Below are 21,077 nucleotides of genomic sequence, written 5' to 3'. Positions count from 1 at the left end.
ACATAAAGGCTCTAGGACAAGATCTTTAAACTTCTGTTTTTAACAGCCTTTGTCAAAAACAGAATAAAAAGTTTCGGGCCTTACTCTTAAATCACTTAAAAGCTCGTGAGCACTAAGTTCTGCTCCTTTAGGAACAAGATTAAGGCTCTCAGCTAATAAGCCCACCACTCTGGGTGAAGTCAGTCCGGTTTGCTTAAGTTTCTCCAGTCCGCAATTTCCATTTCTTTTTGATAGCTTGCTGCCTTTGCGGTCAAGCAAAAGAGGAACGTGTCGATATGCCACCGGAGAGGGCCTATTGATTACATCAAAAATAGCCAGCTGTGTCGACATCCCTTCACGAAGGTCTTCACCCCTAACAACTTCAGTAATTCCAAGGGTCAATTCATCAATAACAGTAGCAAGATGGTATCCAATAAATCCATCTGATCGTCTTACAACAATGTCTCCAGAGGATTTTTTAAATTTTTTATTTACATCTAACCTCCAGCTTGGCAATCTCCCCTCTTGAGCCCCCCAAGACAATCGAAGGTCTTTACAAGTACCTGGATATAGTTTCTTTTTGCCACTCTCTTCAGAAAGTCGACTTAATGTCCTTCTACTACAGCGACATGGATAAACCCTCCCGTTTCGCCTCAACGTCGAAAGCACTGTGCTGTAGAGGCCTCTCCTTCGACTTTGGCGAATAATAGGTCCATCCCAGTCAAGCCCTAACCAAAGAAGATCGGATTTAAAACTTTCAACAGCCCCTGGGCGAGTTCTACTTGAGTCAAGATCATCAACCCTTAAAAGCCAGATCCCTTCTTCAAGTCGTGCTCGCAACCATGAAAGCAAAGCGGTTCTAAGATTGCCCAAATGCATTACACCTGAAGGAGACGGAGCAAATCGGCCTCGATAAGAATATTTCCGAAGACGATTTCCTTCATCGAATTGCCTAGACAAATGTGCGGGCAGATCCAATTTGCTTAGTACTTTTATGGAACTCAGGTTTAAAAGAATACAAAAAAAGCGGCCTAATAAAGGCCGCTTTTTTTAATCGGAATAGCAAGTAATTTTTAGACTAACCCTGTACACGGTCCTTAAACATTTTTCCAGCAGTAAAAGCCGGAACACGCTTTGCAGGAATCTTGATCTTTTCACCTGTTTTAGGATTAAGACCTTGTCTGGCAGAACGATCACGAGGTTCAAAAGAACCAAATCCAAGAATGGATACTTTCTTGCCCTCTACGACTGAATCAATGATGGTGTCGATAGCGGCATCAACAACCAGTGAAACATCAGTCTTAGTGAGCTCTGTACGAGCTGCAACTAGGTTGACCAAATCAGCTTTGTTCATTGGGAATGTGAGTGGAGCGGGGGAATGGCTGAGATGAAACCAAAAATGGTTTTCATCAAGAAAAAATTCCTAAGCGCGCTAATGGTATTAAGCCCAGAGCCACACGGCAACCCAAAGAGCCTGTGGCGCAATGCTTTTTACGGTTAATTAAACATAGGCTCATCTCCCCAAAAAGGCTCTTTCCAGTCATCCCACTCAAAAAGCCTCATACAATCGTCCCCCCCAGAGCCTGAACCAAGAGCCAATGATGGCAATGGATTTGAAGGAACCCATTGGCGCAATTTTTTCAAACTTTCTCGCTGGCGACGCCAATGAAAAGTCTTTCTAGTCTGCAAAGGAGCCAATCGATCAACCTCCACAAGCGAGAGCAATCGTCCGCAGAACAGCACATTCCAGGATGCATGTACATGGGCAACACAACTGCCTGGGGTAGGGCCTGGAGTCCATAAAAGCCGAACACCTGCAGCTGTAACCAATTCCTCCGAAAAAGTTTCAACCTTTTCTAAAGCAGGCAATAGATAAGCCTCCTGCTCATGTAACAAAACAGGCCAATCAAGTGCTGCTTGAAGCGCAGCTACTCTTCCATGGCCTTCTCTGCTTGTCAGGAGGATCCGAGGTCTCGAATTCCTTGCAAGTTTTTTCAAAATGTCGATATTCTTCTTTGTTACATCTGGGCAGTCAATCAATAAGGGTTCTTCATCGGAACCCAACCACCAAGCGATACCACCTGTAGAAGAACTATCTACCTGAAAAGCACAAAGATCATTCCCAAGGAATAAAGGCATGTTCTCTTGCGTTCTTTCAGAGGTCCCACTCATATCGTTGATAAAGCTCCTTTTGCTATTAATTTGTAGTTACTGCTTCCATAAATGCGAGATCGAGGCAATTGACCAAGACAAATATCGGCTCACCATGGCCTCTTGGGAGCACCATAACGAAAAGAGGGGTAAATTTCTCTGTAGCTGCACCATTTGCATCCCAAGTTCAATTATTATTGTTTTCAACTGCTTTTGATAATAAGCCAAACAAAATAATCACGTTATCAAGTTCCCATAGATCCGGAGACTACTGGCATATAGAAGTTGAAGGAATAGGTGCGGGATGTTGCTACGGTTACCATATAAACCAATCAAGTAATTTCAATAACTCTATTGATTATTCCCAGAAAGTTTTATTAGACCCTTGCGCAAGAGCAATAACAGGTTGGGAGATTTACAATAGACAATTAACAATAAGTGCTTCGGCTAATTTAGAGAATTGCTTAAAAGGTGTTGTTTGTGAAAGAGATAGCTTTGACTTCACTGCTCATCCTAGGCCCAGACATATGTTATCTAAAAGTATCATTTATGAATTACATGTTGGTGGTTTCACTCATAGACCTTCGTCCGAAGTTAATCCCAAGCATAGAGGTACATTCTTGGGTTTGATTGAAAAGATTCCCTATCTAAAGCAACTTGGAATTACATCAGTTGAACTATTGCCAGTATATGCATTCGATTCTTCAGATTCACCTAGAGGTAAGAAAAATTATTGGGGTTATAGCCCTATAAACTGGTTTACTCCTCACCACGAATATATCGCAGGAAATGATTCACTTCAAGCAAGGCAACAATTCAGGAAAATGGTTTCATCGTTTCATGATGTAGGGATAGAGGTGATTCTTGATGTTGTTTACAATCATACGACTGAAGGGAATAATCATGGTCCAGCAATCAGTTGGAAAGGGTTTGCAGAGAATCTTTATTACCATATAAACGAAAACGGGGATTACTTAGACGTTAGTGGATGTGGGAACACTATTGCAGCGAATCGTCCCATTGTTCAACAACTAATTATTGAATCTATGCGCTGTTGGGCAACAGAACTAGGTATTGATGGATTTAGATTTGATCTTGGAATAGCATTAAGCAGAGGCGAGGGTTTAGAACCTCTTGATAGCCCCCCTCTTTTCAAAGCTATTGAAGCTGATCCAACATTAAGTGACTTAAAACTTATAACTGAACCTTGGGATTGTGGAGGGCTCTACAAGATCGGTGACTTTCCTTCTCAAAAGATGAGCACATGGAATGGGTATTTTCGAGATGATTTAAGAGCCTTCTGGAAGGGAGAAAACAACACTGTTTGGAAATTAAAGGAAAGACTTAATGGAAGCCCGGATCTATTCAATAATGATCCTAATTGCATATCGCGTTCGATTAACTTTATTACTTCACATGATGGTTTTACACTGAATGACCTAGTTAGTTTCAATCACAAACATAATCTTGCCAATGGGGAAAGCAATCGTGATGGAGAGAATCACAATAACAGCTGGAATCATGGCATTGAAGGCCCCAGTACAAGTATTTCCCTAAACCAACTAAGAGCACGTCAAAAAAGAAATCTTCTTGCAACCCTTCTCCTCAGTCCAGGGGTACCTATGATTGCCATGGGTGACGAAGTAAGCCGAAGCCAAGGTGGAAATAACAACAGCTGGTGTCAGGACAGTACTTTGGGTTGGATGATCTGGAATATTGAAGATTGCGATAGCCTTTTACAGGAATTTGTAAAAAGACTAATAAAGATTCGCAAGCAGCTTCCTTCGATATTTAGTCCCGCAATCTCAAGAACAGAAAAAGATTCCGATTTAACACTTGATGAAAAAAGATTTTCAATCCGATGGCATGGAATTGAAATAGGAAAACCAGATTTTAGTAGTTGGTCTCATAGTCTTAGTTTCAGCATCCATTTAAAAAATGATGAGGCAGCAATGTGGATGGGATTAAATGCATGTCCTAAAAACCTCAATTTCCAATTGCCTAACCCTTGCACTAAATGGAACCTTTTAGTTAATACAGCAAATCAAAGCCCTAATGATGCTCCCAAAGAACCACCGGTTTGGGACAAAAAAAATATAGAGCTAGAAAATCGCAGCCTTGTTGTCACCATAGATGAAAGGTTTTCTAAATCCTTAAGGCTTTAGGCTTTTAAGTGGGAAAGCGGGCGGCGGGAATCGAACCCGCATCATCAGCTTGGAAGGCTGAGGTTTTACCACTAAACTACGCCCGCATTTGTTGATGAAGACCATCTAAACACATAAGAGGTCTAGATGCTCTTTACTCATTCATTATGTCTTTGAGCCTCCCCTTCAAAATAGATTGAACAACAAAATACCTAGAGAAAGAGCAGCGCGCCGTAGATTAATGATCTCCTATGGGCTAGGAGATGCAGGTACAGGTCTTGCCGCAACCCAATTGGGGTTTTATTTATTTCCCTTCTTTACTGGGACTGCTGGACTGCCTGCTTTTATTGCAGGGTCGCTGTTAATGGTTATAAAGATTTGGGATGCGATAAATGACCCATTAATTGGCTGGCTAAGTGACCACACAAAAACCCGATGGGGTCCCAGATTGCCATGGATGATCGGAGCCTCTATTCCTTTAGGAATAGCTCTGGGGGCCATTTGGTGGGTTCCGCCTGGGGGCATCGCCCAAAAGACTACTTATTACATATTTATGTCAATACTTTTAATGACCGCATATACAGGGGTAAACCTTCCTTATGCAGCACTTTCAACAGAATTAACAGAAAATACTGCGATAAGAACAAGGCTAAATGCTGCAAGATTTACAGGTTCAATTTTGGCAGGTTTTACCGGATTAATTGTTGCCGCTTGGCTCCTTTCAAAAGGGGATAGTGGTTTTCTTTTAATGGGTAAAATAACAGGTACTATTGCAGCTTTGTCTACAATTTTGTCATGCTGGGGGCTGGCCCCTTTTGCGAAAAAAGCACGCCAACCTATTCAGCACTCAGAAGCATTATTAGATCAAGTCAAAAGAATACTTAATAACGGTAGGTTTCTCCAAGTTATTGGTTTATACCTTTTGCTTTGGTGCGGGCTACAGCTTATGCAAACCGTTTCTCTAATTTTTCTTGAGCAGGTCATGCATGTACCAAAAGAAATCTCAAAGTGGATACCTATCCCATTTCAATTAAGTGCTCTTGTTGGTCTTCAAGTATGGAGTCTTTCATCAAATAAATTTGGAAGGGTTAAGGTGCTTTTTTGGGGAGGCGGATTATGGATTTGTGCTTGCTTAGTAGCTATGTGCCTGCCTCCTCTTTCCACAACAGTTGCAACAACAAGTGCTCTATTTACTTATGGGTATGAGGGACTAAAGATGGGTTTATTAATTACAACTATTATGGTGATCGGATTTGGTGCATCTACTGCATATCTAATTCCATGGTCTTTACTCCCTGATGCAATCGACGCTGACCCAGATCATCCTGCAGGGTTGTATACAGCATGGATGGTTTTAATTCAAAAGATAGGGATTGGCTTAAGTGTTCAACTTCTTGGGCTTCTCCTTTCATTTTCTGGATACCAGTCATTGGCAGAATGCGAAAACCTAACCCTTTGCCTTAACCAACCAACCACAGCTCAAATCACCATACGTATTTGCATGGGGTTAATTCCTGCTCTGCTTGTTTCCTTTGGACTATTAATAATGAGACGCTGGCCCGACAAGGGTGCACACTTGCAAGCAATGAATTAATGAAATCACCTCGTTGGCTTAGGCGTCTTGGGAGCAGTCTTCTTATAGGAGGCCAAGCAATTACAGCGACCCTAAAGGGACGTATAAATTCTATTGATCTCTCTGATCAACTTATGGAGGCTGGGCCAGGTAGTTTCCTAATTGTATTGATAACTGGGGTAGCAGCTGGAGCAGTATTTAACATCCAAGTAGCAGCAGAACTAAGTCGGCAAGGGGCTGGAGGAACAGTTGGTGGAATACTTGCAATAGGTATGGCTCGTGAAATCGCACCATTACTCACTGCAACTCTGCTCACTGGGAAGGTGGCAACTGCATATGCTGCTCAACTTGGAACGATGAAAGTCACTGAACAAATCGATGCAATAACAATGCTTCGTACCGATCCCGTGGAATATCTTGTCGTACCAAGGCTTATTGCAATGGTCATCATGGCCCCAGTGCAATGTCTTTTATTTTTCAGCGTTGCTTTATGGAGTGGCCAAATAAGTAGCACCCATCTATATCAAATCCCACCAGATGTCTTTTGGAATTCTGTTCGAACTTGGCTTAGTCCTGACGATTTGCCCTTCATGCTTATAAAAGCCATAGTATTTGGACTCCAAATTGCAATCCTTGCTTGCGGATGGGGTCTAACCACTAGGGGGGGGCCAAAAGAAGTTGGAGCAAGTACAACTGGTGCAGTTGTAATGACCCTAGTCACGGTTGCTTTGATGGATGTTCTTCTAACTCAAATTCTATTTGGCTGATGTCAACAACAACAAACAAATCATCCGAAAGTAAAGACAGCGTGAGTCTCTCCCCAAATCCCAGACTCCCACTACTAATAATCCTTCTAGGGGGATCATTAGGGATTCTTCCAATTAATCATTGGGTGCCAATACTTTTAACCACTTTTGGGCTTTTCCTCCTTATTCAGACATATACCCTGCGACTAGAGTTTGATGCAAACTCCATGGTTGTTTGGCAACTAGGCCGAGAGTTGAGAAGGTTTCCATACGAAAATTGGCTTGCCTGGCGTCTTTTACTTCCAGGCCTGCCAGGAATCTTGTATTTTCGAGAAGTGGCAAGCCCTCACCTATTACCAATACTCTTTGACAAAGACACCTTACAAAACCAATTACGCCTAAGACTAAGCACTCTAGAAAAACCTGAAAAGTCACACCAAACGCTCTCTTAAGCAACAACAAGTCCTCCTGCTAAAAGGTCAATGCCTGAAGAAGACCTCCCAGTCTCCCAACAACCTTCCACAGAAGAAACCCTAGGTCAGGAAGGGGGGGGAACGCCAATTAATCAAAGGCCAATAACAGCAACTCCAGAAGGCGAAGCCATCAAAAACAAGTCTGATTTCGATGACTTTCTAGAAACAGCAGTCAAAGAACTTAAATCTCGTCGTAAAGACTTACTTATAGAGATCGAAGAGCTAACCAAGAAGAAAGCTTTTCTAGAAAAAGAGATCAACAAATCTTTTTCCGGCCAATCTGATGCAATAGCAAGAAGAGTAAAAGGATTTCAAGAGTACTTAACTGGAGCCCTACAAGATTTAGCTCAATCTGCTGAGAAACTTGAGCTAGTTGCTCAGCCAGTTTTAGTTCAACCTTCGCCTCTAGACCAAAACATTTCTAAGCCTGAAGAAGAAAAAGAAGAAACTATTAGTAATATGCCAATTTCTGAGACATTCAAACCAGATGAAGCACTTATAAGAGAATGTCTAGAACAATTTCTTGGTCAACCAGATTTCTATGCTGAACCTTGGAAACTTCGAAGAAGTTTGAGTAATAAAGATAATGAATTATTAGAAGATTGGTTTTTTAGTCAAGGTGGTAGAGGTGCTCAACCAAGCAGAGGTAATAGAGTAAGAAATACTCTTGTAGGTGCTGCTGTTATCTCAATCCTTGGAGAACTTTATGGAGATCGATTCCAAACCCTTGTACTGGCAAGTCAACCCGAAAGGCTTGGAGAATGGAGACGAGGACTTCAAGATGCACTCGGCTTAGGGAGAGAAGATTTCGGGCCTAGTAGTGGAATAGTTCTATTCGAACGTGGAGATGCCTTAGTGGAAAGAGCAGATCGGCTAGAAGAGAAAGGAGAAGTACCACTAATTATTGTTGATGCAGCCGAGCAAGTTGTTGAAATTCCTTTATTGCAATTTCCTATTTGGCTTGCTTTTGCAGCTAGTCAAGAAGAAATCTATGAAGAAGAAGAAGAGTTCCTTAGATGACCTTGATTTCGCTTTTCTTTTCGGCATTCGTCGTCCTACTTTGTTATTTACTTGGATCAATTCCTAGTGGATACTTAGCAGGGAAATGGTTAAGTAACATTGATCTTCGAGAACTAGGCTCGGGCTCAACAGGTGCAACCAATGTCCTTCGCCATATCGGGAAAGGTCCAGCATTAGCTGTTTTTCTTATAGATGTTGGGAAAGGCACTCTCGCTGTTGTTTTGGCAAAAATGTTCCTACAAGGAGATGGATGGGAGGTCCTCGGCGGAATTTCAGCCTTAATTGGGCACATATGGCCAATATGGCTGAATTGGCAAGGTGGCAAAGCTGTAGCAACAGGTTTAGGAGTACTTCTAGGCCTTTCATGGCCAGTTGGATTAAGTTGTTTTGTTGTTTTTCTAGCTGTATTTTTTGCAACCAAAATAGTTTCCCTGTCAAGCATCGTTGCTGCTATCAGCCTGCCTATTTTAATGTTAATAAGCTTTAGATTTACACATTATAGTCATGCATATATGGCCGTTTGTCTAATGGCAATGTCATTTGTTCTCTGGAGACATAGAAGTAATTTCAATAGATTAGTCAAAGGAACAGAACCTAGAATCGGCAAATTCTAATTCTTTAAAGCAATCTCTTCGCAACACTTCATAAAAGCTTCTAAAGGGTCATCTGCACGAGTAATAGGCCTACCAATTACCAGTCGAGAAGCTCCATCCTTAATAGCTTGCAAAGGACTAGTTACCCGTGACTGATCATCATTTTTAGATCCAAAAGGTCTAATACCCGGCGTTACAAGATCAAATGGGAGGGGATACTTTTGCCTCAAATGCCTTACTTCTAAAGGTGAGCAAACACATCCCCCTAAGCCAGCTTTAGAAGCCAACTCAGCCATTCGATCTACACGAGATTCAACAGACTCGTGAATTCCTAATTCTGATTGAAGTCGATTAGTCTCCCAACTAGTCAAGACTGTTACTGCAAGGAGCCTTGGACTTGGCAAACCCGTAGCTAAGGCGCCTTGTTCCGCGGCATACTTCGAATCTTTAAGAGCCTTAGCTCCAGAACATGCATGAACTGTAATCAGTTCAACACCGCTAGAAGCAGCTCTTCTACATGCATTGGACATAGTTGCAGGAATATCATGAAACTTCAAATCAAGAAAAATATGCAATCCCTTATCTCTTAATTCAAGTACAACATCTGGTCCTGCACTAAGGAACAATTCAATCCCCACTTTCACCCAACGCAGATCTGGGATCATTGTTGAAAAGGAAAGTGCCTGCTCTCTATTCATTCCATCAAGAGCAAGAATTATTTTATCTGCTGGATGTTTAGTCAAAATAGAACTAAATCTGAAGGATCTAATTTAATTAGTCAAGCGTCGAAAAGTCTTTTTGCCTAATTGAACAACCTTCCCCAATAAATTAGTGCTATTAATAAATTCAAAATTTGGATCAGTTAATCTTTTCCCATCAATTCGTATCGCTCCACCTTGTATCTGGCGTCTAGCTTCACTACTACTTACACATAGACCAAGCGCGCTAAGAAGATAAAAAGCTTTTACTGGAAATTTAATCTTAGAAATCGATATCTCTGGAACACCTGCTTGGTCATCCTGTGAGCCTGAGACTAGGGCTGCGGCATCATCTTGAGCAGCTTTTGCGGCAAGAGTTCCATGTCGCGTTTCGGTTACCGCTAGGGCCATTAATTTTTGAAGTTCGCGAGGGTTTGAAGGAAGTGTCCCAAGCTCTACATCTGTAAGCAGCGTAAGATAGCTCCTCACAACGTTGTCAGGGACTTTTTCCAACTTTGAATACATTGATATTGGATCTTCATCAATACCAACAGTATTCCCTAAGGTTTTACTCATCTTCTGTACACCATCCAAACCAGTCAAAATTGGCAGTAACAAGCCAAACTGAGGTCTTTGATGGAAATGCCTTTGAAGATCTCTACCCATTGCCACATTAAACTTCTGATCAGTTCCGCCTAACTCCACATCAGCCTTGATAGCCACTGAGTCATATCCCTGCAGTAAAGGATAAAGAAATTCATGCAATGAGATAGGGTTCCCAGAGCTATAGCGAGTTGCAAAATCTTCCTTGGCAAGCATTTGTCCAACAGTTGATTTACCTAGCAACTCAATCACATTTGAAAGATCTAAATCTTTCAGCCATTCACTATTTCGATGTATTTCCAGTCGGCCTGGGGTTTCAAAATCTAACAATGCCTTCTCTAAAGGTTGTCCCAAACCAAGTTGATTTAAATAAGTCTCTGCATTATTTTCAACCTCATCTGCCGTCAATTGCACTCTAGTAATACTTTTACCTGTCGGATCACCAATTCGTGCGGTGAAATCTCCAATAATTAAAACCGCAATATGCCCAGCATCCTGAAAAGCCCTTAACTTTCTGAAAAGGATACTGTGACCCAAATGAATTGAATTAGAGGTTGGGTCGATACCTAACTTGATACGGAGAGGTTTTTGATTCTTTACACCAACATCTAAACGAGTAGCAAGATCCTGGTCCAAATCACCAATTCCACCTAAAGGAAAGAGATCTGCAATTCCCCTTTCCAGCCAGGAAGGCAATGAAGTTATCTTGTCTGACATATCAAAACCTAAAACTTCCTAAAAGGATCGTAAATGGAGGGAGCTTGGCGTTCAATCTGACTCTCTATCCAATTGACTCTTCATACGATCCAAGGTGGTATTCATTTGCTCAAACATCTGTTCAGGAGTGACTCCAAACTGACCTAACTGAGTTCGAAGTTGCTCTACTGTCATCTTGGCCTGGAAGTCTTCTGAAAGTTCAAACCGTTTCATAAAGACCCTATATCTCTCCATTAGCCCTTCCATAGTCTGGATAAACATCTTCTTTCCTTCGCGGTCAAACTTGCCATAATCCGACCCAAGTTTCATAAGCTCCTGGTAGTCACTAAAAAGCCTCTTGGCCTCCTCCTGCACAATTTCGGATTCAAAGAAGGCCATTGACGGCTGAAAGATGACTCCTATTGATTCTGCAAAAGCCATAGGAACAACAACAGTACGGATCAACGTAATCATTTCCTCTTTGTTCTGAAATCACATAAGTTCTTTCAATTGGAAACCCCTAACCACCTTCAAAGGCAACTAGGGTCTACAGGATTAGAACCACTCTCTAGAGCATTGCTGGACAGCCATTTAGCACCGATCCCTTCCAAAAGTCTTCTTAACAAAGGCTTCTAAAAATGGAAAGATCTCGCGGACAGGGAGAGCTCTTCACTCCTTGGTCCCTTCCTATAGGGAAAAAGCCAATCACGGGAACAAACCTCTCAAGTGAAGTTCTCAAAGCCTGGCAGAAAAGTCTGCACAACCATCAAAAGAATCTTTTTACAGGAAATGATGAAAAGGGAGCAGAACAACGGCTACTTTTTACAACCCCACCAACAGAAGAAAATCCATTTATTAAAGCAGCAAAAAATCTAAATCCATTAGATTTAACTCCATTACCATTGAGCTTCTGGCGCTTGCCAGAAGACCCCTACAAGGGCCCAGCGATATATCTTGTAATGGACTCTCCAAAAGAATTAAACACTCCGATTTTACTTTATGTAGGAGAAACAATTGCAGCCGAAAAAAGATGGAAAAGTGATCATGATTGCAAAAGTTATCTTGCATCATATAAAGAGTCACTTTCTAAGGCTAAGGTCCTATTCAATCTTAGTATCCGTTTTTGGACTGATGTCCCAATGTCTACGAGAGAAAGAAGGAACCTTGAGCAACTTTTAATAAAAAAATGGCTCCCTCCCTTTAATAAAGAGACTAGAAACATATGGTCAACACCTTTCACAGCTGAAAGCAGCTAAGGCTCACAGCTAGCATCCAGCCACCCATCCAAAACCACCACATGAAGTTTTCCCTTAATGCCAATGCTTTGAGAGCTTGGGATGGGGACGTTCTCATCATTGGCGTCCTCGAAGACAAAAGCAAATCAACCTTCAAGCTTTTAGAAGAGAGATATGGAGACTCAATAACTAAAAATCTTACCAAGCAAAAGTTCACTGGAAAGTCAGGACAAATAGCGACTTTTCATCTCTTACAGCAGCACTCTGAAGAAGCAACATTTGTAGTTGGCCTAGGAGAAACAAACAGCCTCACGATCGAAAGCTTTCGAAAAGCAACCTCACTTGCAGTTAAACAAAGTAAAGGAACTGAAGGAAAAATAGGAGTTCTTTTCCCTTGGGGAAATATTGACAAAGCTAAAGAAATACAAGCTGTAGCCGAAGCAGTTCGTCTTTGTTTGTTTAAAGATGAGCGCTTTAAGAGTAAAACTGACACACAAAATACCCCTAGTGAATTAGAAATGATTGGAGTAGAGAGTATCCCTGAGATAAGCCTTAAAAACGTAAGTTCAACTTGCGCTGGTGTTGAACTTGCTCGAGAATTAGTTGGAGCACCACCTAACCAACTTAGCCCTGAGGCATTGGCAACAGAAGCTACTCAACTTTCTAAGGAATTTAATCTTCAACTAAAAATTCTTGAACAAGAAGAATGCAAAAAAGAAGGAATGGGAGCATATTTAGCTGTTGCACAAGGTTCAGATCTTAAGCCAAAATTTATTCATCTAACTTATAAAGGTAAAGGGAAAATAAATCGAAAATTAGCAATTGTAGGAAAAGGCCTAACCTTTGACTCAGGGGGTTACAACCTGAAAGTTGGCGCGGCACAAATAGAACTTATGAAATTTGACATGGGTGGAAGTGCTGCCGTTCTTGGTACTGCAAGAGCAATTGCAGAAATTGCACCTTCTGGAGTCGAAGTACATTTCATAATTGCTGCTTGTGAAAACATGATAAATGGATCAGCTGTTCACCCAGGTGACATAGTCACAGCCTCAAATGGCAAAACAATAGAAATTAACAATACTGATGCAGAAGGTCGGCTAACACTTGCAGATGCACTTTTTTATGCATCTAAGCTAAAGCCACATTCAATTGTTGATTTAGCGACACTTACAGGGGCTTGTGTAATAGCTCTAGGAGACGAAGTTGCTGGGCTATGGTCAGAGAATGATGAACTAGCAAATGATTTGCTAGCCGCTGCGACCGAATCAGGGGAGGGCCTTTGGCGAATGCCAATGCAGAATTCCTATAAAGATGGCTTGAAATCAATGCTGGCTGACCTAAAAAATACTGGCCCACGTGCTGGAGGCTCTATAACTGCAGCACTTTTCCTTAAAGAGTTTGTTGAAGCTTCTACACCTTGGGCCCACATAGACATAGCTGGGACAGTCTGGGCGGACAAAGACAAAGGAATCAATCCCGCAGGTGCGACTGGATACGGAGTAAGGACACTATTAAAATGGATCCTAATTAATAACGGGAAAGATTCCACTAACGATTAACACCTTTTACTTAGAAAATCACTTAAGTAAAAAATTGAAATTCCCCACTTGAAATATATTTAAAGTCTAAAAAAAATGCTCCCTATAAATCAAGAGGCCATGGCTTCCATAGAAAAATCTCTCGATTCAATTCTTTCTGAAAAAGAAAGGGTTTTAGGCCCCTCAAGCGCATGAATCTGCCAATGCGCTCTTTCGGAGCATGTATCCAAAACTCTATCCAAATCGTCAGAGGCTTGCTTTGGGGACTCATATGGACCTATATGCCTAGTCACAAGTCCATCCTTAATAGTCAGCAGATACATACATCTCCTTCCTCAAATCGCTCAGGAATGGTAAGCGATTTTTCTGATTACTGGGATGGGTGAAAACCCGCATTTTTAGCAGGCTCTTTGTATAATAACTATACCATTTTAAGGATTTCGTTATATTTGCCCATCTATTCGCGCCATGCGTTTTTGCTTCTAGCCTCTTCGCCCCAGACCTCTTCAAGTCTTCGGTCTCTACCACAATTAAACCTATAAAAAGAATATTTAAGATTATTTCTAACCGCAAAATCCTGGTGGTATTCCTCTGCAATCCAAAATTTATTTAAAGGCCGCAATTTAACCTTTAAGTTATCAGTTTCTGTACTTAATTCTTTCGCAGCAGACTTGAAACTCATCTCAGCTTGATCTGCTTGCAAGTCATCGCCAACAAAAATCATTGGCCTATATGAATCACCTCTATCGCAGAATTGTCCTTGTCCATCGAATGGATCAATATTTCGCCAAAAACTTCTCAACAAGCTTCTATAACTAACTTTTTCGGGATCAAACTTAACTCTTACGGCCTCCTGATGACCAGTATGCTGACGATACGTAGGAAGTAAAGAACGCCCCCCAGTATAACCACTCTCGACTGAACTAACCCCATCAAGTACCTCTAAATCATGCTCAAGGCACCAAAAACAACCGCCAGCAAAAACCGCTTCTTGATCAGATGCCATTAACTTTAAAGGAAACACTAATAATGAACAAATAAGAAATGCTAACGACGCAGAAAAAATCAGATTTCTTTTCATTTTACTTTAATCGAATCAAATATTAACTCAGCTGCTCTTTCCGTCACTCGAGGTTCACCTAATTTCTTGCGAAGACGCTTATAGCCCTCCTTCATTTCAAATACAGAGACAGGCTCTTCAAGCAATTCTTTAGCAAGAGAAACAATGTTATCAGAATTAAAATCTTCTTGCACTAATTCTGGAACCAATCGCTCGTTAAGTAGAAGATTGACTGGTGATATATGGTCCACACGAAATCCAAGTATTTGTTTAGCAATAAATGCCGTGATTCGACTAACTTTATAGCCAACAACTTGCGGAACCCCTTGTAAGGCTAGCTCCATATTTACAGTGCCTGACTTCCCCAAGGCAAGATCAGCTGCTGCAAAAAGGAATGGTTTAAGCATATCTGAATCCTTAGCATTCAAAACTCTTCCAGCTTTTACACCTGCCTTTTCTAGGCAGAGTTTAAGAGGGCGCTCAAAAGATTCCTGTCCAGCAAGAACTAAGACCTGAAGAGATTGATCAAAATTCTGCAAAGTTGCTGCTGCCTTGGCGAGATCAGGCATCAAATATCGAAGCTCTTGTTTCCTTGAAGCCGGCAAAAGTAATAACAAACGATCTTCTTTTTTTAAGCCAAGCTTTTCCCTGGCGACATTCTTTTCAGGAAGCGAAATAGTTGTATCGAGCATAGGGTGACCAATCCAAGTAACTTTGCCACCTCTTTTGGAATAAAAATCCGCTTCCTCAGGAAAAATCGCAAGAATTCTGTCAGAAAAACTAATCAAATCAGTTGATCCACCATTGCCAACTCTCCAAGCCCATTCCTGAGGAGCTATGTAGTAATTAATAGGGATTTCTGGTAAATCATTTTTTAATTTATTTCCTAGTCGAATATTTGGGCCCATGTAATCAATCAAAATAACCGCATCTGGAGTGTTCTCCTTAATTAATTCATCCACAAGAGACTGAACTCTTAAAGTCGGCAAAACAAATGGCAGAGCTTCCCAAAGGCCAATTGCCCCAAGAGAAGAAGTATCCGCGACTAATTGGGCTCCAGCCGCTTGCATGCGAGGACCACCAAGTGCAAAGACTTCAAGATTTATAGAACGTTTCTCAGCTTCCGCAAAAAGAGCCTTAACCAACAAACTTCCTTGAAGATCTCCAGAAACCTCGCCAGTGCTAACAAAAAGACGAACCATTAACGAGTTGAGGTACTGGCAGGCATAGGACCCCTTCTCCCATTTTGAATAGAAGCCTCTACAAAATCACAAAGATGGCTTGACGCAGGCATCAAATGTTGTTTTCTCGCATGAGTTAAAGCCTCTGACATCACATGATCAGACTTAAACAACAAAGTCCAAACCTCCTGAAGCTGACGTAGCTCTCCTCCATCCTCGATATGGTCAAGTCCACTCCTCCTAAGCCCAACTCTATTGAGGCCTCGTAGTCTCCCAGGATGACCTTCCACAAGACAATAAGGCGGGACATCTCTATCAACTCTCGTCATACCACCCACCATCGCAAGACCACCAATATGAACGAATTGATGTATACCAAGGCAACCTCCGATAACTGCTCGATCTTCAATAACTACATGCCCAGCAACTTGAATGCTATTTGACATAACTATGCCATTGCCTAACTCACAGTTATGTCCTAAATGGCAATAAGCCATTAACAAGTTCCTATCGCCAATCTTTGTTTGTTCTCCTTCATCAGTTGCCCTATTAATAGTCACATATTCCCTAATCGTGTTTTCATCACCAATAACCACCTCTGTAGGGGCACCACGATATTTCAGATCTTGAGGTTCTAATCCGAGGCAAGCACCTGCAAAGATTCGATTATTAGATCCAATAGTTAACCGTCCATCAAGGACTACATGGGGACCAATCCTGCTATTTGCTCCAATATGCACATCAGGCCCAACAACTGCACCAGGGCCAATAATTACGCCACTTTCTATTTCTGCTCGAGAATCAACTTCAGCACTGGAGTGAATCTCAGTGGCACCGTCGGTCTTAACCGATAAAGGGTTGAGAAACTTGTCCATATATTCAGTCGACAAGTGAGAACATTAAATTCCCGGAGCAAACAAGCTGACTATCAACAGTTGCCTCGGCTTGAACCTTGCCAAATCGTTTTCGCTTAAGACTTAGTAACTCACAGCTAATTCTAAGTTGATCGCCTGGCACAACAGGACGTCTAAATCGCACACCATCAATCCCAGCAAAAACAAAAAGCCCCTTAGGAAGATCAGGCATCTGAGTCACAATTAACCCCCCCACTTGAGCCATTGCCTCAACAATTAATACCCCTGGCATCAGAGGTCTCTCAGGGAAATGACCTTGAAACTGAGGTTCATTAATACTCACATTTTTAATAGCCACAGCACGTTTACCGGGCTCATGTTCAATAACTCGATCAACTAAGGCAAAAGGGTATCTATGGGGCAAAAGTCCCATAATCTGCTCAGAGGTCAAAATCGGGTTGTTGGAAGAGTCGTTAGTCAAGAGATATCGCAGTAGTGGTTGGAAAGATAAGTAGCTAAATCGGTGTGAAGCGCATGAGAGCCCCTGTAGACAATTACTTGTGCTTTTGGGAAACCAACAATAGATAAATCACCGATCAAGTCCAAGAGCTTATGCCTTACAGGCTCATCTGAGAATCTCAATGGAGGATTTAGCCACTTTTTGCCATCACAAACCAAAGCATTTTCTAAAGATGCGCCTTGAATCAAGCCCGCTGCTCTCAGCTCTTCAACATTATCCAAAAAACCGAATGTCCTTGCTGGAGCAATCTCTTTTACAAATTTTTCTGGGGTTAACTCAATAGAAAAAATTTGCTTCCCTATAGCTGCCTGAGGAAAGTCAATAACAGCTACCAAACAAAATCTTTCGGAAGGGGTAGCAGTAATAACACTTGTTTTCCTATGAAAAAGAAGTGGAGCATCAAGAGATATTTGATTTCTTCTAGGAGTTTCTGCAGGGATAACGCCAACCTCCTCAATAGCCTGAACCCAACCCAAGGCAGATCCATCCAAAATAGGAACTTCCTCCCCAGAAACTTGAATCTCCACATGGCTAAGACCACACCCTCCCAAAGCGGCTAAGAGGTGTTCCACAGTTGCCAACTTACGGCTGCCGAAATCAAGAGTTGTGCAAAGAGCACTCTCTCTAAGTTGTTTAGTAGAGAGAGTTGTTGAGTTGCTTTGGTCGTCAATCCATGAGACATGAAAGCCCGCCTTTGAAGAAGGCAAAAGCCTCAACGAGCAATTCTCCCCTGTATGAAGGCCAACTCCTTCACGAGTGACAACACCTGCAAGGGTCCAAGGAGCTTGATAATCAGCAGGCCAAATAGTCACTAAAACTTCCAGCCAACTCCAAGATTAAAGCGCCAATTACCTGAAAGTCCCTGACTTGCAGCTTCAAGACGTAGAGGCCCTACGGGAGTAGTGACAATAACTCCTGTACCTAGCGAATAACCAGCACCAGCCTTATTAAGAAGCCTTCCAGGCTTACCAGGTACTTTTGCTTGTGAGTCAAAAGAGGTTCCAGCATCAACAAAAAGCTCGCCAGCAACAATGCTCCATATAGGGAATCGATACTCTAGAGAGGCCTCCCCAAAGCTTCTTCCAACTGCCAAGTCGCAATTATGCCAACCTCTGACTGAATTCCCTCCACCCATACAAAAGGCCTCATAAGGAGGTAATTGTCCGAAAATGGAGCCTCCTTTTACCTGAAAACCTATGGCTTGAGGGCAATCAGCCTTTTCACCACGCTTAGGTCGACAACCTTTATGAATTTTCAACCAATTAACTGGAAAAAAGCGCGTATAACCAACTCGAGCCCTGTTAAAAGTAGGTGAACTTTCCCCTACCGATAGATATTGCTGTGTTCCAAAACTAAACACATCTCCAGATGTTGGATTTTTTGAATCATTCAAAGTGTTGTATGTAGCACCTGTTCTTAGTCCTATTAATTGATTTTCTCTAGCACAGTTAAAAGCTATGCAAATAACATCCCCATTAGGAACCTTTTTATCTTTTCTATCTCGAGTGCCTACCCCGTAAGGACGTGATTCGCCAGAGAACGCAATAGGCTCAACTATTTGTGCATTAAGGCCAGCAAAAATTGTCCATGGCACCCTCTTATAAGGATTGCCATTGTTTAATGGCCTAGTAAAAACTAGGTTCCCTCCAGTTCTCTGGAGGGCTACAGCATTACCTTCATAATCAAACCAGCTAACATTACCATCATTAATTTTAGCTTCTCCTACTGAATTATATTTAGTCCGTCCATGTGCATCAGTGCCCACTTCATAAGCATAGGTCGAGTCAGCATTATAATAATCAGAGACACCACGAATGTTGCCATGCTCTTTACTCCTAAATGCCTGAGGAACATCTCTACTTAAGAATACTGAAGTCCTAACAGAAGTCCTATAAGGATCACCCTTTATCCATGGATCTGCATACGTTAAATCTACCAATCCCCCGTATTGACCATAGGTAAAGTTTGTGGAGGCACTCCAAGATCTTCCAAAAAGATTGCTTTCTTGTAAGCCAATTGTACCAAAGAGTCCTTGTGCTCCGCTATAGCCAAGTCCCCCTGACAAAGACCCAGTCGACTGTTCAATAATTCCTAAAAGAATAACAACAGTTCCGGGCTCCCCTGGAACAGGCTTAAGAGTCACCTTTACATCACTAAAAAGAGAAGTCCCATAAAGACGCTTAATATCAGCCTCAAGTTGATTTCTATTGAATGTCTCACCTGGTTTAATTGATATCTCTCGTTTAATAACCCAAGGTTTTGTCTTGCCTCCGATTTTATTTCCGTTCTCATCTAGCGAATCACCCTCTTTATTTAAGAACTGAATTTCAACATTTGAAACAGAGCCTTCTAAAACTTTTAATTGAACAACTCCATTAGAAGTTACACGATTTGGGCCAGTTATCCTTGCCAAGGAGTAACCTTCGCCTAGATACCATTTCTGCAAGTCCTTCATTCTTAATTGCAATGAATTCAGATTTAAAGTACGTCCATATTCAGCTAAAAATATCTGATCTATAGTTTCTTCAGGGAGCCTAGGATCTTCTATATCTAATTCAACTTTTGTAAGAATAGGGTTCGGCTGGACCTTTACTAGGAGCTGAACTCCTAATGGCCCGTTGACTGGCTCAATACGAACACCAGAAAACCACCCAGTTGCATAAATTGACTCCAAATCAACCTGCAAATCCTTCCGAGTAACAGTTCCACCTGGGCGGACTCCCATTGCGTCATACGCAGCGAGTTGAAGACGGTCACGCTCAGGGTGATCGCCTATCCCCTCAATAATCACCTCTGTAATTAAGACTGTAGGTTCATCGGGCTGATCCAAATCATCACCCTTTTGACCTCGCTGAGGCTCTGCATCTATTTTTTGGGTTGTTTCCTGGTCATTAGCGAGCAATAGTTTGCCCTTCTCTAAATCTGTTTCAACTGGATGAGCCTCAATGGCGTGAGAATGTATAGCTTTTTCTGCTGACTTTGAATGATCAGTAAGCAAAAAAACTGGCAGGGTCAAAACCAATCCAAATAAGCCTTTTCGAAAAGCTTTCAATGATCGGGTTGAAGAGGATCTCTCCATCAAAATGAACAGGCGTGCTGCTTAGCAGTGAATCTCCGGTGACATTAAAGGCAGTTTCGGGGTTTAGCACATGCCCCTTGTACCCGTTTGAGGACCTCACCGTAGGCTTCAAGTAAATTATCAAGGTCCTGGCGAAAGCGATCCTTATCAAGAATCCTCGCTTTCGGGTCCGAAATTCTCTTATCCCAAAGCCTGCATGTGTCAGGGCTTATTTCATCTGCCAAGACTATCTCTCCACTATTAATAATACCAAATTCGAGCTTGAAATCTACTAGTATTAAATCTATCTGGTTAAAAAATGATTTCAAAAAATTATTAACATTTTTAGCGATCGTTTCAATCTCTGACCTTTGTTGAGCAGTTAACAACCCTAGTCTTTCCAGGCGAAGCTCAGTAAGCAGTGGGTCGCCTAATTGGTCATCTTTATAGTAAATGTCAAGCAAAGCTGGTGAAAGCTCAGTGCCCTTAATAATCGGGGTTTCTTTGCAAAGAGACCCTGCAGCAATATTACGTAAAACGACTTCTAGGGGGATTACCTCCACTTTCCTAGCAGCCATCCAAGAATCACCAGCCACTCCCAAGTAATGAGTTGGGATCCCTTTAGTCTCTAACAACTCAAAAAGGCAAGCAGAAATCTGACAGTTCAAACGACCCTTATCCTCGAACTCGGCTTTTTTAACCGCATTAAACGCAGTCGCTGAGTTCTTAAACTCAATAAACACCTTCTGCTCATGCTCTGCCAGAAAGACACGTTTAGCTTTTCCTTCATAGAGAAGAGAACCATGATTTGGAGTCATGAGAATCAGTAGGAGACTTCAGCCATTAATTGAAATGGAGCTTAATTCTGCAATCCATCTCAGTCGATTTATGACAAGAGAGGTTGGCAAAATGGTGTGGAAGGTCATTCTCCAAGAAGTTAGCCTTGGTAGAAGCC

The 21,077-nt window shown here is 41.8% G+C and carries 22 protein-coding genes and 1 tRNA gene; 8 read left to right on the top strand and 15 right to left on the bottom strand.

Going from position 1 to position 21,077, the window contains the following annotated elements; all coding sequences use genetic code 11:
- Positions 1 to 39 precede the first annotated feature (39 nt).
- The 3 genes from gluQRS to SOI84_RS09120 form a co-directional block, all read right to left on the bottom strand.
- Positions 40 to 957 (bottom strand): tRNA glutamyl-Q(34) synthetase GluQRS, encoded by a 918-nt coding sequence (gluQRS, locus tag SOI84_RS09130; protein ID WP_320674216.1) that lies wholly within the window; start codon positions 955 to 957, stop codon positions 40 to 42.
- A gap of 100 nt (positions 958 to 1,057) precedes the next feature.
- Complete coding sequence (locus SOI84_RS09125; protein WP_320674215.1) at positions 1,058 to 1,333, bottom strand: HU family DNA-binding protein; 276 nt, start codon at positions 1,331 to 1,333, stop codon at positions 1,058 to 1,060.
- 143 nt (positions 1,334 to 1,476) lie between these two features.
- Complete coding sequence (locus SOI84_RS09120; RefSeq protein WP_320674214.1) at positions 1,477 to 2,151, bottom strand: MBL fold metallo-hydrolase; 675 nt, start codon at positions 2,149 to 2,151, stop codon at positions 1,477 to 1,479.
- A gap of 68 nt (positions 2,152 to 2,219) precedes the next feature.
- Here SOI84_RS09120 and SOI84_RS09115 point away from each other — a divergent pair, with 68 nt between their 5' ends.
- Positions 2,220 to 4,295 carry an isoamylase gene (locus SOI84_RS09115; protein ID WP_320674213.1) on the top strand — a complete coding sequence of 692 codons (2,076 nt, stop codon included), beginning with the start codon at positions 2,220 to 2,222 and terminating at the stop codon, positions 4,293 to 4,295.
- A 15-nt stretch (positions 4,296 to 4,310) separates the two neighbouring features.
- Here the strand turns inward: SOI84_RS09115 and SOI84_RS09110 are convergent.
- Positions 4,311 to 4,381: transfer RNA gene (locus SOI84_RS09110), tRNA-Gly, on the bottom strand.
- Between the two features lie 134 nt (positions 4,382 to 4,515).
- Between SOI84_RS09110 and SOI84_RS09105 the strand changes: the two genes are divergently transcribed.
- From SOI84_RS09105 to plsY, 5 genes are read left to right on the top strand one after another with little or no spacing between them, the layout of a single operon-like run.
- Complete coding sequence (locus tag SOI84_RS09105) at positions 4,516 to 5,868, top strand: MFS transporter (protein WP_320675446.1); 1,353 nt, start codon at positions 4,516 to 4,518, stop codon at positions 5,866 to 5,868.
- Complete coding sequence (locus SOI84_RS09100; RefSeq protein WP_320674212.1) at positions 5,868 to 6,614, top strand: ABC transporter permease; 747 nt, start codon at positions 5,868 to 5,870, stop codon at positions 6,612 to 6,614. Before SOI84_RS09105 ends, SOI84_RS09100 begins: the two co-directional genes overlap by 1 nt.
- Entirely contained in the window at positions 6,614 to 7,045 is a 432-nt protein-coding gene (locus SOI84_RS09095; protein ID WP_320674211.1) for a DUF3119 family protein, read from the top strand. Before SOI84_RS09100 ends, SOI84_RS09095 begins: the two co-directional genes overlap by 1 nt.
- Positions 7,046 to 7,075: 30 nt before the next feature.
- Complete coding sequence (locus tag SOI84_RS09090; RefSeq protein ID WP_320674210.1) at positions 7,076 to 8,086, top strand: DUF3086 domain-containing protein; 1,011 nt, start codon at positions 7,076 to 7,078, stop codon at positions 8,084 to 8,086.
- The gene (plsY, locus tag SOI84_RS09085) at positions 8,083 to 8,700 is read left to right on the top strand and encodes a glycerol-3-phosphate 1-O-acyltransferase PlsY (RefSeq protein WP_320674209.1); all 618 of its coding nucleotides are present in this window, start codon (positions 8,083 to 8,085) and stop codon (positions 8,698 to 8,700) included. The genes SOI84_RS09090 and plsY overlap by 4 nt, the downstream gene beginning before the upstream one ends.
- Here plsY and pyrF read toward each other — a convergent pair.
- The 3 genes from pyrF to SOI84_RS09070 are packed head-to-tail and all read right to left on the bottom strand — an operon-like array spanning position 8,697 to position 11,075.
- The gene (pyrF, locus tag SOI84_RS09080) at positions 8,697 to 9,422 is read right to left on the bottom strand and encodes an orotidine-5'-phosphate decarboxylase (protein WP_320674208.1); all 726 of its coding nucleotides are present in this window, start codon (positions 9,420 to 9,422) and stop codon (positions 8,697 to 8,699) included. The genes plsY and pyrF overlap by 4 nt on opposite strands.
- A 27-nt stretch (positions 9,423 to 9,449) precedes the next feature.
- Complete coding sequence (gene tyrS / locus SOI84_RS09075) at positions 9,450 to 10,697, bottom strand: tyrosine--tRNA ligase (RefSeq protein WP_320674207.1); 1,248 nt, start codon at positions 10,695 to 10,697, stop codon at positions 9,450 to 9,452.
- Positions 10,698 to 10,748: 51 nt separating this feature from the next.
- Positions 10,749 to 11,075 carry a DUF1825 family protein gene (locus tag SOI84_RS09070; protein WP_320675445.1) on the bottom strand — a complete coding sequence of 109 codons (327 nt, stop codon included), beginning with the start codon at positions 11,073 to 11,075 and terminating at the stop codon, positions 10,749 to 10,751.
- A 239-nt stretch (positions 11,076 to 11,314) separates the two neighbouring features.
- On the opposite strand from SOI84_RS09070, the gene SOI84_RS09065 reads away from it, so the two are divergent.
- Entirely contained in the window at positions 11,315 to 11,932 is a 618-nt protein-coding gene (locus SOI84_RS09065; RefSeq protein ID WP_320674206.1) for a GIY-YIG nuclease family protein, read from the top strand.
- A 41-nt stretch (positions 11,933 to 11,973) separates the two neighbouring features.
- Positions 11,974 to 13,470 carry a leucyl aminopeptidase gene (locus tag SOI84_RS09060; protein ID WP_320674205.1) on the top strand — a complete coding sequence of 499 codons (1,497 nt, stop codon included), beginning with the start codon at positions 11,974 to 11,976 and terminating at the stop codon, positions 13,468 to 13,470.
- An 89-nt stretch (positions 13,471 to 13,559) separates the two neighbouring features.
- Here the strand turns inward: SOI84_RS09060 and SOI84_RS09055 are convergent, their stop codons facing one another.
- The 8 genes from SOI84_RS09055 to purC all read right to left on the bottom strand — a co-directional run bounded on the left by SOI84_RS09055 (position 13,560) and on the right by purC (position 20,940).
- Positions 13,560 to 13,772, bottom strand: a complete 213-nt coding sequence (locus SOI84_RS09055) for a hypothetical protein (protein ID WP_320674204.1) — start codon at positions 13,770 to 13,772, stop codon at positions 13,560 to 13,562.
- A gap of 134 nt (positions 13,773 to 13,906) precedes the next feature.
- The gene (gene msrA, locus SOI84_RS09050) at positions 13,907 to 14,530 is read right to left on the bottom strand and encodes a peptide-methionine (S)-S-oxide reductase MsrA (protein ID WP_414153591.1); all 624 of its coding nucleotides are present in this window, start codon (positions 14,528 to 14,530) and stop codon (positions 13,907 to 13,909) included.
- Positions 14,527 to 15,711, bottom strand: a complete 1,185-nt coding sequence (gene lpxB, locus SOI84_RS09045) for a lipid-A-disaccharide synthase (protein WP_320674202.1) — start codon at positions 15,709 to 15,711, stop codon at positions 14,527 to 14,529. Before lpxB ends, msrA begins: the two co-directional genes overlap by 4 nt.
- The gene (gene lpxA, locus SOI84_RS09040; RefSeq protein ID WP_320674201.1) at positions 15,711 to 16,565 is read right to left on the bottom strand and encodes an acyl-ACP--UDP-N-acetylglucosamine O-acyltransferase; all 855 of its coding nucleotides are present in this window, start codon (positions 16,563 to 16,565) and stop codon (positions 15,711 to 15,713) included. Before lpxA ends, lpxB begins: the two co-directional genes overlap by 1 nt.
- Positions 16,566 to 16,569: 4 nt before the next feature.
- Complete coding sequence (gene fabZ, locus SOI84_RS09035) at positions 16,570 to 16,977, bottom strand: 3-hydroxyacyl-ACP dehydratase FabZ (RefSeq protein ID WP_320675444.1); 408 nt, start codon at positions 16,975 to 16,977, stop codon at positions 16,570 to 16,572.
- Positions 16,978 to 17,021: 44 nt separating this feature from the next.
- Positions 17,022 to 17,876 (bottom strand): UDP-3-O-acyl-N-acetylglucosamine deacetylase, encoded by an 855-nt coding sequence (gene lpxC / locus SOI84_RS09030; protein ID WP_320674200.1) that lies wholly within the window; start codon positions 17,874 to 17,876, stop codon positions 17,022 to 17,024.
- On the bottom strand, positions 17,876 to 20,143 hold the full coding sequence (locus SOI84_RS09025) for a BamA/TamA family outer membrane protein (protein WP_320674199.1): 2,268 nt from the start codon (positions 20,141 to 20,143) through the stop codon (positions 17,876 to 17,878). The genes lpxC and SOI84_RS09025 overlap by 1 nt, the downstream gene beginning before the upstream one ends.
- A 44-nt stretch (positions 20,144 to 20,187) precedes the next feature.
- A complete protein-coding gene (gene purC / locus SOI84_RS09020; RefSeq protein WP_320674198.1) occupies positions 20,188 to 20,940 on the bottom strand; it encodes a phosphoribosylaminoimidazolesuccinocarboxamide synthase in 753 nt (250 codons plus the stop codon).
- Positions 20,941 to 21,077 lie beyond the last annotated feature (137 nt).

The sequence above is a fragment of the Prochlorococcus sp. MIT 1341 genome, assembly GCF_034092415.1.
GTDB lineage: Bacteria > Cyanobacteriota > Cyanobacteriia > PCC-6307 > Cyanobiaceae > AG-363-P08.
Note: the sequence above shows the minus strand (reverse complement) of the source record. Positions and strands in the feature narration are given on the sequence as shown.